We start from the raw sequence: 13,519 nt of genomic DNA, 5'->3' as shown, positions 1-13,519 counted from the left end.
ACTGCATTTTTAATCAGCGGCTTTAGCATCAAAATTCGCACCTAACTCTGAAAAGTATTGCTCCAGAATAAGGGCTGCCGAATGCGCATCTAGATTGTCCCGCATCTGGGCATCACCCTCTAAAACTGCTGAGGTATAGCGCTCATCTACCCAAGCCACCGGCAACTGAAAGCGGCCATGTAATTGGTTGCCAAAGCGAATTGCCTTAGCAGTCATCTCATGAGGTGAACCATCTGGATGGGTAGGTCTACCCACCACCAGCTGATTAGGCTGCCACTCTGCCAACAGCAACTCTATATCCCTAAATAAGGCATCGGCATTTGGGGCCGCAATAGTTTTTAAGGGCTCGCCCGCCTTAATTACTGAGTTACCAACTGCTACGCCTACACGGCGCGTTCCAAAATCAAATGCTATTGCTGTAATGGACTTATGCATGCCCCGCCTCTCCTGAGAGGTCCGATGGATCAAAGCCAAGATGATTCATGGCCTTTTGGTAGCGCTGGCTTGAGGGGGTATTAAAGATGATGTCCATCATTTGATCGCGATTGAGTGGAACGTTGATCCAGCCATTAAGCGTAATTTCCTCTTCGAGCTGACCAGCACCCCAGCCGGCATAGCCCAAGGTCATCAGGAACTGTTGTGGGCCATTACCTCCAGCCACCGCCTCCAGCACATCTTTAGAGGTAGTCATGGTTAGGCCACCAGGAATAATTAATGATGAACTGTAAGACAGGTTGGGGTTAGATTCATGCAAAACAAACCCACGCTCAACTTGAACGGGACCACCAAAGTAAACCGGTTGATCTAGCAAAGGGGCAATTTCTAATTTGAGATCAATTTTGTCAAAAAGAGTGCTTAAATTAACTTCAGTTGGCCTATTCACAACCAAGCCCATTGCACCTCTCTCAGTATGCTCAAAGAGATAAATGACTGAGCCAGCAAAATTAGGGTCCACCATACCTGGCATCGCAACCAAGAACTGATTAGCAAGGTGATCAGCAGAGAAAGAAATGGATGACTCCGGCATAGACGCTAAGTCTGAAGCAGGGGGTGCTTTTTTAGCGGAAGTCATGGGGTCTATTTTACCGAATATCTAGATTTTTCCGGTAATCCAGTAGGCAATGAGACCTACAAGCTCATGCACCACATCTTTCCAATTTTGCGCACCATCTATCAGATTAAATTGAGTCCACTGAAGGCGATTAGCCGTCTGGTAATCCACAGGAACAGGCAATACTGGCAAGCCCTGCTTTTGGAAGATTTTTACAGAGCGATACATATGGCTGGCCGAGGTAATTAATAACCAAGGCTTTAATTGCCCAGCCTGGTCCCTAGAACCCAGCTCCTCAATCATCGGTTTCATGAACAGCACGTTCTCATAGGTATTGCGAGACCGCTTTTCATAATGGGCTTTTTCTTCGTTTAAGCCCTGCTCTTGAACGAGCTGCTTAAATGCATCTGCCTCTGAAATTCCTCTTGGAGTAATTCGCCCAGAGTAGCCGCTGAATATGTATGGCAAGCTAGGATTTTTGCGAATAAGCTCAAATGCTTTAGTAACGCGCTCAGCCGACGAATGTATCGACACCTCACCTCGATCTACGGCAAGTTCACCACCAGAAATAGCGCCACCCAAAATAATGATACCGCCCACTTCATTTTCCAAGTCTTTGGATAACGCCACTTTAGGGGTGAGATTCTCAATACCTCTCAATACGACCTCTGAGGCTGGTAACCAGCCCACCAGAAAAAGATCCAACAAGGCAAGTAACAAAAAGCGCTTGCAAAGGTCAGGCTTACGTAGGGATAAAAAAAGCATGCTCAACAAAACAAAAACAATCACCCAATTGAGCGGCTCAATACAAAATTGCACTACTTTCGACAGAATAAAAAAGATCGTATCCATAATTCCTTAAGATCTTAACCCGACTACCCCACGCAGCCTCCTGCATTGAAGCTGAATAAGCCCTAATATATGGGCTATGCAAAAAGCACTAGTTTGGCTCCGCCGTGACCTTCGCCTGTATGACAATGCCGCCCTTCATCACGCCCTCAAGGAAAGTGAACAGGTTTGGCTTACTTTTATTTTTGATACCGAGATTCTCAAACCGCTTATAAAGGGTGAGCTTGATGCCAACGGCCTTAAGCATGATCGCCGAGTAGACTTTATTTGGCAGGGCATCAAACAAATTGATGAGCAATTACGTAAACAAGGCGGTGGACTGATTGTTCGCTTTGGCAATCCTACTGAATGCATCCCTCAACTAGCTGCGGAACTGGGCGTCAATATAGTTTTTGCTAACCATGACTATGAGCCATCCGCTATTGAACGTGATGACACTGTCAAAGAAAAATTAGAAAAGCAAGATATTGAATTTCTGACATTTAAAGATCAAGTTATCTTTGAGAAAAAAGAAATTCTGACCAATTCCAATACGGTCTTTTCTATCTTTACGCCTTACAAAAATAATTGGCTTAAAACGCTTCAAGAAAAAGATCTTGCTGCTTACGAATGCAATCCAAAACCAGGGCAGCTTGCGGCAATCCCCAAGAAATTATCAGAGCCACTACCGTCTTTAGAGTCCATGGGCTTTTGCCCTACCGGCATTGAGAGCTACTTACCACCTGGCTCAGAGGGCGGTCAAGCTTTCTTAGAAGACTTCCTATCTCGTATTGATCAGTACCAAATTGGTAGAGACTTTCCTGCAATTAAAGGTGTGAGCTATCTATCCACCCACTTACGTTTTGGCATGCTCTCGATTAGAGGTTTGGTACGTGAAGCCCATCGTCGCATGTTGGCTGGCAGTATGGGTGCCACCATTTGGTTAAGCGAACTTATCTGGCGTGATTTTTACTTCATGATTCTGGCTAATCATCCCCGTCTTGCTATGGGTGCATCGTTCAAGCCCGACTACGACAATATTGCGTGGGAGAGTGGTGCTACTGCCAAGAAATTATTTACCGCGTGGTGCGAAGGCAAGACTGGGTACCCACTTGTCGATGCAGCTATGCATCAACTCAATCAAAGTGGTTATATGCATAATCGTCTACGTATGGTTGTAGCCAGTTTTTTAACAAAAGATTTAGGCATTGATTGGCGCTGGGGTGAGGCTTATTTCGCCGAACACCTAAACGACTTTGAACTTTCTTCGAATAACGGCGGCTGGCAATGGGCCTCCTCATCTGGGTGCGATGCCCAACCCTACTTCCGCATCTTTAACCCCATTACCCAGTCAGAAAAGTTTGATCCTGAAGGCAAGTTTATTAAACGCTACCTTCCACAACTAGAAAAGCTCTCCAAGAAGTCGGTTCATGCCCCTTGGAAGGCTGGCCATATCGAGTTAGAGGCGGCAGGCATCAGCCTAGGAAGGGATTATCCATTGCCAGTAGTGGATCATGATGAAGCGCGTAAAAAGACTTTGGTGCGCTATAGCATTGTGAAAAAAATCGCTTAGCAAAGCATATAAGCGCATATTTCCGCTTTAAGATTAGATATGAGCAAGATCTATGCCGTAGGTGATGTCCAGGGCTGCGCACCTTCGTTAAAAGCCTTAGTTAAAAAGCTTCCAGCGAAATCCAAAATGATTTTTCTGGGAGACTTAGTCAATCGTGGGCCAGATTCATTAGGCGCATTGCGACATTTAAAAACCTTGCAAGAATCTGGTCGTGCAGAGTGCATCTTAGGCAATCATGACTTACACCTTCTGGCGATTGATGCCGGTCTTCGCAAAACCAAAGGACTAGATACGGTTGAGCCTATATTTAGCGCACCTGATCGCGCAGAGCTCATTGACTGGTTAAGAAAGCGCCCTATGGCATTAAGTAACGGCAAAGTACTCACAGTTCATGCAGGGGTGCTACCGCAATGGGATCTACAACAAACCATTGAATGTGCTCAAGAAGTAGAGAAGGCGCTACGCAGTAAGTCTTACAAAACTTTTCTGGCCAATATGTATGGCAATACCCCAACCAAATGGAATAAATCTCTCAAAGGTTATGAGCGCCTGCGCGTGATCACTAATGCATTAACCCGTATGCGCTTTTGCAGCCCGACTGGTCAAATGGAGTTTGAAAGTAAAGAAGGTTTAGAGAATGGTCCTAAGGGCTATACCCCTTGGTTCATGGCGCCCCACAGAAAGACCACTGATACCTTAATTTACTTTGGGCACTGGTCAACACTGGGCTTGCTACGCAAACACAATGTGATTGGCCTTGATACTGGCTGCGTCTGGGGTGGAAAGCTGACTGCTCTTGAGATTTCAGAATCCAATAAAGACAACAAGAATTCAGACATCATTCAAGTGGATGGTTATGACCACCCGCTCAGAATGTAAGCAATGACAAAGTTATATTTTAAAACCTTAGAGCTTTTTAAAAGAATTCTCAGCTGCGGTAATAATTTCATCGAGTACAGCATTGTCATGCGCAATCGATGTAAAGCCAGCTTCATATGCGGATGGCGCTAAATACACACCCTCATCTAACATCAGGTGGAAGAATTTCTTAAAGGCATCAATATTAGATTTAGTCACTGCCTCAAAGGAAGTGGGAACGTGATCGGTAAAGTAAAAACCGAACATACCGCCCACGCTATCTACCGCAAAAGGGATATTACTTTTATCGGCCGCAGCTTTTAAACCGGCCATGAGCTTTTGAGTTTGGCCTGTTAAGCACTCATAAAAACCTTCTCGCGAAATAATCTCGAGAGTTTTTAAGCCTGCAGCTACAGCCACTGGATTACCAGAGAGCGTGCCAGCCTGATACACATTACCCAGGGGAGCAAGCTTGGACATGATTTCTTTCTTGCCGCCAAAAGCGGCCATCGGCATGCCACCGCCCATCACTTTGCCTAAGCAAGTCAGGTCCGGGACTACTCCTTGTAAAGACTGAGCACCGCCCAGGGCTACCCTAAAACCTGTCATAACCTCGTCATAGATCATTACAGCACCATACTTAGCAGTCAGAGATCTGATCGCAGCCAAAAATGCTTTAGACGGTTGAATGAGATTCATATTTCCAGCGATTGGCTCAATGATGACTGCAGCAATTTGATCGCCCTGCTTTTTAAATACTTCCTCAATCGCTGCGACATCGTTGTATGGCAATACTAATGTGTGCTTCACCAAATCTTGCGGAACGCCACCAGAAGATGGTGCATTTTGCGTAGAGTCAGCAAATGTCAATAAGCCTGAACCAGCCTTTACCAAAAGACTGTCGGCATGACCGTGATAGCAACCCTCAAACTTAATAATTAAATCGCGACCGGTATATCCGCGAGCCAAACGCAAGGCACTCATCGTCGCCTCTGTACCGCTTGAAACCATACGCACTTGCTCAACGCTTGGCATCAAAGCGCAAATACGCTCTGCTAACTCAATCTCACCCTCGGTAGGTGCGCCATAACTAAAACTGGTTTCTGCAGCTTTCTGAACGGCAGCTACTACCTCTGGATTTGCGTGACCCACAATCATCGGGCCCCAAGACATAATTAAGTCGATATAACGCTTATCGTTGGCGTCCCAAAAGTAAGGGCCTTTGGCTTTAGCAACAAAACGCGGTGTTCCACCCACTTGACGGAAAGCTCTCACTGGGGAGTTCACCCCTCCAGGAATAGTTTTTTGTGCACGCTCAAACAGCGCTTCGTTTTGATCTACTTTTGCCATGGTTATTTCTACTTAAATTGCCATCATTTCAAAATCTTCTTTGCGAGCACCGCACTCTGGACAGGTCCAATTCATTGGAACGTCTTTCCAAAGCGTTCCTGGCGCAATACCTTCATCAGGTAAACCAGCTGCTTCGTCATAAACCCAACCGCAAATTAAACACATGTATGTTTTAAATTCCATTACTTTGCTCTCTGATTTTCTTTGATATATCTATCGTTTTTTAACGCTTCTATCTCATTTTAAGGTTTTATAGCCGTTTAAGCTGGTCGCTTAGCATGCATCTCAAACTTGAATAAACGACATTCAAGAGGGCCATTAAACAAAGGGGTACGCTTAGATTCTTTGATGCGTAATTGGCCTGGAAGCGCCATATCTGCGGTAAGTACAAAAATATTCCACCCGCCAAAATCATCTTTTAGATGCTGGCCAAACTGACGTAAAAACTCTACAAACTTAGGATCCTGCTCTTCTTGAGCCTGCAGCTTTTTCAATGATTCACGGCTAGAGCGTTTTGCACTTTGACGACCTGTCTCTAAATTCAACTCGAAACGGTTATCTGGCTCATCTGCATCGTCGTATTTAGCATCTGGATTAGAAGCGCGATCTTGTCCACGACCACCCTTAATAACCAATCGCTCACCGTAAGGGGGGTTCAACAACATCACGCCTTCATTCACGCTTCCGGGTGGCTTAGCAGCCAAGGCATCAATCTGACGAACTACCGGCTGATCAGGTAATTGCGCTCTTTGCCAATTGCCCTTGAACATAGACACCAATTTCTCATTAATATCGCCGCCAGTAATTTTTAAGGCATCAACACTAGGGTACTGCTTACGTTTTTCCAACATCAGCGCAAGAGCGGCTTCTTTTAAATCAACCCAACACTTCTGCTCAGCAGCTTCATTAAAGGGCTTGAGTCGCTGAAAGCCAAAACCATGTGCCGAAGTCACTAAAGGACGATAAGCCAGTCGACTTGGTTTAGCGTCGTCGCCGTATATGCCTGCACGAATGGCCCCAGGCGGAATAGATAAAGCCATTTGGGCTGCTTCAATTAAAAAGGTTCCACTACCGCACATTGGATCAAATAATGTTTGACCAGGCCTCCAAGCAGTAAAAGACAAAATGCCAGCAGCTAAATTTTCTTTGAGGGGTGCATCGCCTTTTTCATCACGCCAACCACGCTTAAATAAAGCCTCACCAGAGGTATCCAAATAAATAGTGACTTGGGTTGGCGTTAAATGGGCTTGTACTCGCACATCCGGGAAAGCAGTATCAATACTTGGTCGATCACCCGTTACATCACGCAAACGATCCACAATCGCATCTTTAATTTTGAGCGTTGCAAAATTTAGACTCTTGAGTGGAGAGCGATGGGCCGTGACATCCACTCGCAAAGTTTGCTTTGAGGTAAACCACTCTTCCCACGCTAAACCGCTAGCCAACTTATAGAGGTCATCCTCTTGTCGATAAGGTGCTTGTGCCATTTGCAGCAATACACGGCTTGCAATACGCGAATGCAAATTTAATGCCATTGCGGCAGATATTGGCGCAGCCAGACCAACCCCACCAGTCGGACTTGTAGGTGTTGGGTCAATCACCCAAGCTCCTAAAGCCTTACATTCTGGGCGTCCAGCGATCTCAGCTAGCTCCTGGGCAAGCGGCACTTCTAAACCGCCTGGGCATACAACAAAAAATCTCATGGGGCTAACAATCTATAAATGGGAATATTAAAAAATTAAACAGAACTTATCGGCTGGCCTTAAGGCTTAAACAAGACCAAAGCAACAATGATGACTAACAAAATCACTGGAACTTCGTTAAACCAACGAAACCAAACACCGGATCGCTTATTAACCCCAGTACGAAACTTCTTAAGCAAGCTCAAACAAGCATGGTGATAACCAATTACCAGAATCACAAAAAATAATTTGGCATGCATCCATACATCGCCACGACCAATTCCAAAATGAAGCCACATCGTTATACCCAATAAGACCGCCGGAACCGCCAAGATAGTCATAAAGCGAAACAGGCGATCAGCCATACCTAGCAGGCGAGCATAAGCCTCAGTGTTTTTCTCTTCGGCCAAGTTCACAAAGATTCTGGGCAGATAAAACAAGCCAGCAAACCATGAAGTAATAAATACAATGTGGAAAGTTTTAACCCAGAGATAAGAATTACTCATATATTGTGTGCTTACTTTTTTATTAAATTAAGTACGAATCTCGCCATGACCCATGACCACGTACTTTAAGGAAGTCAGGCCATCCAAACCAACTGGGCCACGGGCGTGCAGCTTGTCATTTGAAATACCGATTTCTGCGCCCAAGCCATATTCAAAGCCATCAGCAAAGCGAGTGCTAGCATTGACCATCACACTAGCGCTATCCACTTCGCGCAAGAAACGATCGGCTTGAGCTTTGTTGTTCGTAATAATGGCATCCGTATGTTTACTACCGTATTGCTCAATATGATTCATGGCCTCATCGATATTGGCAACCGTCTTAATAGACAAAATTGGGGCTAGGTATTCTGTCTGCCAATCTTCTTCTGTAGCATCGACTAGATTCTGAAAGCCATTTGCTTCAAGTGTTTTGCGAGTCAAGCCATCAACCCGCAGCTCCACACCCTTATCTTGATAAATCTTACAGAGTGTTGGTAATACTTTCTGTGCAATCTCTTGATTCACAAGCAAAGTCTCCATCGCATTGCATGGTGCATAGCGTTGAGTCTTAGCGTTATCACATACCTTTACGGCCATTGCTACATCAGCATCCGCATCAATATAGGTATGGCAAATTCCGTCCAGATGCTTAATCATTGGTACACGTGCCTCAGCCATCAAACGTGCAATCAAACTCTTGCCACCACGTGGCACGATGACATCAATGTATTGAGTCATCGTAATCATTTCACCAACAGCACTACGATCTGTTGTCATAACTACTTGAACAGCATCTTTGGGCAAGCCTGCAGCAGCCAAGCCCTCTTGAATAATCTGAGCGAGTAAGGTGTTGGAATCAATTGCCTCTGAGCCGCCGCGCAAGATCACAGCGTTACCCGACTTTAAACACAGAGCAGCAGCATCAATAGTCACGTTAGGACGAGACTCATAAATAATGCCAATCACTCCAAGCGGTACACGCATCTGACCTAGTTCAATGCCAGATGCTTGCTTTTGTAGCGGAGTAATTTTGCCAATCGGATCATCCAAGGAAACAATTTGCTCCAAACCCAAGGCCATTGTTTCGATTGTTTTTGGCGTCATAGTTAAGCGATCAACAAAAGCAGCATCTTGGCCGTTAGCCTTAGCGCGCTCAACGTCGACCTGATTAACCTTCTGAATCTCAGCTGCCTTTTGACGCACCACTTTTGCAATATGTAATAAAGCTTGATTTTTTTGCTCGCTCGATGCACGCGCCATCGCACGAGATGCAGCGCGTGCTCGCATCCCAATATCTTGCATCATTTCTTTAATCGCTGAACTCATTTTTACTCTCTTATTGCTCTCTTATTACTTTTTTAATTTACTTTTGTTTATTTGACGTATTTACTTATTAACGCAATAAATTACCGACTAAACGCAGACCATCCCAGGGATCTGCCGGTAACTCTGCTGCGTGCAGACCTTTTACTTGACGATCCAATCCTGCGGCCACTTGCATTGCTCTGCGGAGTTTGAGTGGTTGAACCCTTCTTAACGCCGCTGGATATAAACGCTCTTTATTTCCCCAAATTCGATTGGCACGCATAAGGTTTTGTACAGACTCCCCAGCATCACTCGCCGCCTTCAGTTTAGATAGTATCCGAAGCTCTTCGGTTACGCTCCACAGAATCAACACTAGCGGCTCACCCTCGCCTTTGAGGCCATCCAACATGCGGTTGAGTCTCGCTAGGTCACCCGCAAGCATGGCTTCGGTTAGCTCGAAGACGTTATAACGCGCCACCTTCAGAATGGAGGAGCGAATCTGCTCCTCGCTTAGTTTTCCAACGGGATAGAGAAGTCCTAACTTCAGGATCTCTTGGTGGGCAGCAATTAAGTTGCCCTCAACTTGATCAGCTATAAATTCGAGTGCACGCTGACCTTCGGGTCCCGCTTCTACTTCTTGATCTTGACGCTTGAGTCGTCCCGCAATCCAATGCGGTAAATGACTGCGATCCAGTGAATCAATTTGAATCGCCATACCCGCATCATCGAGCGCACTAAACCAAGCGGAAGTTTTGGTCTTACCATCCAAACGAGGCAAAACAATACAAACCACCGTATCTGGACCATCTGAACCATTTGACTGCGCAGCGATTTGAGCGGCAAATTGCTTTAAAGCATCTGCTCCGTCACGCCCAGGCTTCCCAGTCGGAATGCGCAATTCCACCCAACGTTTATCACCAAACAAAGACATGGTCTGACCAGCGCTCAATAATGCACCCCAATCAAATCCACGCTCCTGTAGCAAGACTTCGCGCTCTGTATAGTTTTGTTTTTTCGCAGCAGCCCTTAATTGATCCATTGCCTCCATCATTAATAGAGGCTCATCGCCACTAAAAATATAGAGCGGCAACATGGGTCCACCCGAACTCAGAGATTTGAGGTGTGCTTGCAGGGCATCAACTTTAACCATGCGAGTCTGGTCCGCTTTAAAACGCTCTGGATTGTGGTGATTTGGCAGCGGCGGATACGCGTCTCAGGATCTGAATAGCCAAATCACGACGCATCAGCCCCAGAAACTGCTGGATTTGAACATCCGTCGCCAAGACCGTTGTAACGCTAAAATCCATATCACGAGTCATATAAATCTCCGCTTCAGGAACTATCTCAGCGCCCGCTACATCATAAGCTCTAAAGCCAACACGAATATTAAGGCGATAAGCTGAAATCTGACCACTGGAGTTATAGGCCAAGATCTCACGACCGTTAATATCATTGGTAATTTCTAAGATCAGATCAGCATCCTTAGGATTGATAGCGACCTTTGCATCAGTGCCCGTCAAAATTGCCGTCTGCAAATCAGCCCTCAAAGGGGGTGAAGGATTTCCGGTAATCGCAATAACTTTGAAGGGCAAATCCACCATACCGCGCAAACGATAACCGCAAGCAATAAAACCGCTTACAGGAGCGGTAGCAATCAAACCTAGCATTGCACGACGCAGGGAATTTACGCTCATGTTTATATTTTCTGTTTAAGCAACAATGTTGACTAAGCGACCAGGCACCACAATCACTTTTTTCGGTGTACCGCCATTTAAAGCTTTTTGTGCGGGCTCGCTTTGCAATGCCAGTGCTTCGATTTGCTCTTTACTTGCATCTGCTGGCACCTTAATATCACCACGCAACTTGCCATTAATCTGCATCATTAAAGTGATTTCAGTCTGCACCAATGCAGCTTCATCTACAGCAGGCCATGGGGCATCGAGTAGAGGACCCATCGTTTTGGCATAGCCAACTTCTTTCCACAAGACGTGAGTCAAATGCGGAACCACTGGATACAGGACGCGTAACAAGATACTTAAACATTCACGCAAGACTGGTGCGCTGATTGCGGTATTTTGATCAAGCTTAATGGGCTCAAGAACATTGAGCATTTTCATTGCGGCAGAGACAACTGTGTTGTACTGACGGCGCTGATAATCAAAGTTAGCTTGCTTCAAGATTGTGTGCACTTCGCGACGCAATTCTTTTTCAGCATCATTTAAGTTGCCTGGCAATAAATCAGATGCATCACGCAAAGCACTCGCCTGACTGCTGGAATACATCCATACTCGGCGCAAGAAACGAGAAGCGCCATCCACCCCAGCGCCTGACCACTCCAACTGCTGCTCAGGAGGGGCGGCAAACATGACAAACAAGCGAGCTGTGTCAGCACCGTATTCATCAATCAAAGCTTGCGGATCAACGCCATTGTTCTTGCTCTTGGACATCTTCTCAACACCACCAACTACTACTGGGGTATTTGAAGTGTCACCAATTAACTTGGCACCTCTAGGGCGACCCTTTTCGTCGAGATCTAATTCCACATCCAAGGGATTGAGCCAGGTCTTCTTACCTGAGGCATCCTCGGAGTAATAGGTCTCATTAAGTACCATGCCTTGCGTCAACAGATTCTGGAATGGCTCATCAAAGGTAATGAGATTGAGATCGCGCATGACCTTAGTCCAGAAGCGCGCATAAAGGAGATGCAAGATCGCATGCTCGATGCCACCAATGTATTGATCCATTGGCATCCAATATTCATTGCGCCCATCTACCATGGTCTTCGCATTCGGACCGGTGTAGCGCATGAAATACCAAGAAGAATCTACAAAGGTATCCATAGTGTCAGTTTCACGACGTGCAGGCTTGCCACACTTTGGACACTTCACATTCAAAAAGTCAGCACGTTTATTGAGTGGATTGCCGCTACCATCCGGGACACAATCTTCAGGCAATACCACTGGCAAGTCAGCTTCAGGCACTGGCACCGCGCCACAACCTGGATTGCTCTCATCGCCACAATGAATAATCGGAATCGGTGTACCCCAATAACGCTGGCGAGAAATACCCCAATCGCGCAAACGATAAGTCGTCTTGATTTCGCCAATACCGAGCTTTTCTAATTCTTTAGCAACAGCACTCACAGCCTCATCATGAGATAGGCCATCAAACTGTGAACTGTTAAAGCAAACAACGCCTTCCTTTTGGGCATACCAATCTTCCCAGCGTGTGGCATTGAACATCGGTGACTCTTCTTTGAGCGCAATTACCTGCTTAATCGGTAATTCATACTTCAACGCAAATGCAAAGTCTCGCTCATCATGTGCAGGCACACCCATTACTGCGCCATCGCCATAAGACATCAAAACGTAGTTGCCAACCCAGACAGGAACTGGCTCATGCGTCAAAGGATGTGTGACATATAAGCCAGTAAACATCCCTTCTTTTTCTTGGGTAGCTAAGTCAGCCTCGATCACACTACCGGTTTTGCATTTTTCAATAAATGCAGCAAGCTTTGGATTATTAGCGGCCGCCTTTGCAGCCAGAGGGTGCTCTGCTGCAACTGCGCAGAAAGTAACACCCATGATGGTATCTGCACGGGTAGTGAATACATACAAAAGACCGTCTTGAATAAAGTTGCCATGGTCATCAGCAATTTCATGCTTAAACGCAAAACGCACACCACGACTTTTGCCAATCCAGTTTTGCTGCATGGTCTTCACGCGCTCTGGCCAACCCAAACCTTCTAATCCTGAGAGCAAAGGTTCAGCATAGGCAGTGATGTTGAAGTAATAACCTGGAATCTCACGCTTTTCAACTAAAGCACCGGAGCGCCAACCGCGACCATCAATCACTTGTTCGTTTGCTAAAACAGTTTGATCAATCGGATCCCAATTAACAACCTGAGTTTTGCGATAGGCAATACCTTTTTCCAGCATCTTTAAAAAGAGCCACTGGTTCCAACGATAGTAGTCAGGACTACAAGTTGCGACTTCACGCGACCAATCAATTGCCAGACCCATAGCAGCCATTTGCTTTTTCATATAAGCAATGTTGTCGTAGGTCCATTTTGCTGGAGGTACTTTATTTTGAATCGCCGCATTTTCAGCGGGCATACCAAAGGCATCCCAACCCATTGGCATCAAGACGTTATAGCCCTGCATGCGGAGTTGACGTGCCATTACATCATTAATGGTGTAGTTGCGTACATGCCCCATGTGGAGCTTGCCAGATGGATAAGGCAACATAGAACAAGCGTAGTACTTTGGCTTTTGTTTGCCTTGTGTATCAACTGCGTTTTCTGCTACTTGATAGACTTGCGCACTTTCCCAATCAGCCTGCGCTGCGGCTTCAATACTGCGGTAGTCGTAATCCTTACTCATTCTGC

General features: G+C 45.9%; 13 protein-coding genes. 2 read left to right on the top strand and 11 right to left on the bottom strand.

Going from position 1 to position 13,519, the window contains the following annotated elements:
• Nucleotides 1-9: 9 nt before the first annotated feature.
• The 3 genes from ruvX to QMF28_RS01330 form a co-directional block, all read right to left on the bottom strand.
• A complete protein-coding gene (gene ruvX / locus QMF28_RS01340; RefSeq protein ID WP_281742788.1) occupies nucleotides 10-435 on the bottom strand; it encodes a Holliday junction resolvase RuvX in 426 nt (141 codons plus the stop codon).
• Complete coding sequence (locus tag QMF28_RS01335; protein ID WP_281743587.1) at nucleotides 428-1,027, bottom strand: YqgE/AlgH family protein; 600 nt, start codon at nucleotides 1,025-1,027, stop codon at nucleotides 428-430. Before QMF28_RS01335 ends, ruvX begins: the two co-directional genes overlap by 8 nt.
• A 66-nt stretch (nucleotides 1,028-1,093) precedes the next feature.
• Nucleotides 1,094-1,903: a YdcF family protein gene (locus QMF28_RS01330; protein WP_281742786.1), complete on the bottom strand. Its 810-nt coding sequence runs from the start codon at nucleotides 1,901-1,903 to the stop codon at nucleotides 1,094-1,096.
• Between the two features lie 76 nt (nucleotides 1,904-1,979).
• Here QMF28_RS01330 and QMF28_RS01325 point away from each other — a divergent pair, with 76 nt between their 5' ends.
• Nucleotides 1,980-3,452: a cryptochrome/photolyase family protein gene (locus tag QMF28_RS01325; RefSeq protein ID WP_281742784.1), complete on the top strand. Its 1,473-nt coding sequence runs from the start codon at nucleotides 1,980-1,982 to the stop codon at nucleotides 3,450-3,452.
• 39 nt (nucleotides 3,453-3,491) lie between these two features.
• Nucleotides 3,492-4,331 (top strand): symmetrical bis(5'-nucleosyl)-tetraphosphatase, encoded by an 840-nt coding sequence (locus tag QMF28_RS01320; protein ID WP_281742782.1) that lies wholly within the window; start codon nucleotides 3,492-3,494, stop codon nucleotides 4,329-4,331.
• Nucleotides 4,332-4,358: 27 nt separating this feature from the next.
• Here the strand turns inward: QMF28_RS01320 and hemL are convergent, their stop codons facing one another.
• From hemL to leuS, 8 genes are all read right to left on the bottom strand, one after another.
• Complete coding sequence (hemL, locus tag QMF28_RS01315) at nucleotides 4,359-5,660, bottom strand: glutamate-1-semialdehyde 2,1-aminomutase (protein WP_281742780.1); 1,302 nt, start codon at nucleotides 5,658-5,660, stop codon at nucleotides 4,359-4,361.
• A gap of 12 nt (nucleotides 5,661-5,672) precedes the next feature.
• Nucleotides 5,673-5,843 carry a rubredoxin gene (locus QMF28_RS01310; protein ID WP_071464595.1) on the bottom strand — a complete coding sequence of 57 codons (171 nt, stop codon included), beginning with the start codon at nucleotides 5,841-5,843 and terminating at the stop codon, nucleotides 5,673-5,675.
• A gap of 77 nt (nucleotides 5,844-5,920) precedes the next feature.
• Nucleotides 5,921-7,363 carry a THUMP domain-containing class I SAM-dependent RNA methyltransferase gene (locus QMF28_RS01305; RefSeq protein ID WP_281742776.1) on the bottom strand — a complete coding sequence of 481 codons (1,443 nt, stop codon included), beginning with the start codon at nucleotides 7,361-7,363 and terminating at the stop codon, nucleotides 5,921-5,923.
• Between the two features lie 59 nt (nucleotides 7,364-7,422).
• Nucleotides 7,423-7,848, bottom strand: a complete 426-nt coding sequence (locus tag QMF28_RS01300) for a CopD family protein (protein WP_281742774.1) — start codon at nucleotides 7,846-7,848, stop codon at nucleotides 7,423-7,425.
• 27 nt (nucleotides 7,849-7,875) lie between these two features.
• Complete coding sequence (locus QMF28_RS01295) at nucleotides 7,876-9,153, bottom strand: glutamate-5-semialdehyde dehydrogenase (RefSeq protein WP_281742773.1); 1,278 nt, start codon at nucleotides 9,151-9,153, stop codon at nucleotides 7,876-7,878.
• 67 nt (nucleotides 9,154-9,220) lie between these two features.
• Nucleotides 9,221-10,282, bottom strand: a complete 1,062-nt coding sequence (gene holA, locus QMF28_RS01290) for a DNA polymerase III subunit delta (RefSeq protein WP_281742771.1) — start codon at nucleotides 10,280-10,282, stop codon at nucleotides 9,221-9,223.
• A 16-nt stretch (nucleotides 10,283-10,298) separates the two neighbouring features.
• Complete coding sequence (locus QMF28_RS01285; protein WP_281742770.1) at nucleotides 10,299-10,826, bottom strand: LPS-assembly lipoprotein LptE; 528 nt, start codon at nucleotides 10,824-10,826, stop codon at nucleotides 10,299-10,301.
• A gap of 15 nt (nucleotides 10,827-10,841) precedes the next feature.
• Entirely contained in the window at nucleotides 10,842-13,514 is a 2,673-nt protein-coding gene (gene leuS, locus QMF28_RS01280; RefSeq protein ID WP_281742769.1) for a leucine--tRNA ligase, read from the bottom strand.
• Nucleotides 13,515-13,519: the final 5 nt, after the last annotated feature.

Source organism: Polynucleobacter yangtzensis (assembly GCF_027924165.1).
Classification (GTDB): domain Bacteria; phylum Pseudomonadota; class Gammaproteobacteria; order Burkholderiales; family Burkholderiaceae; genus Polynucleobacter; species Polynucleobacter yangtzensis.
The sequence above is the reverse complement of the archived record's forward strand: the minus strand, read 5'-3'. Positions and strand labels throughout refer to the sequence as shown.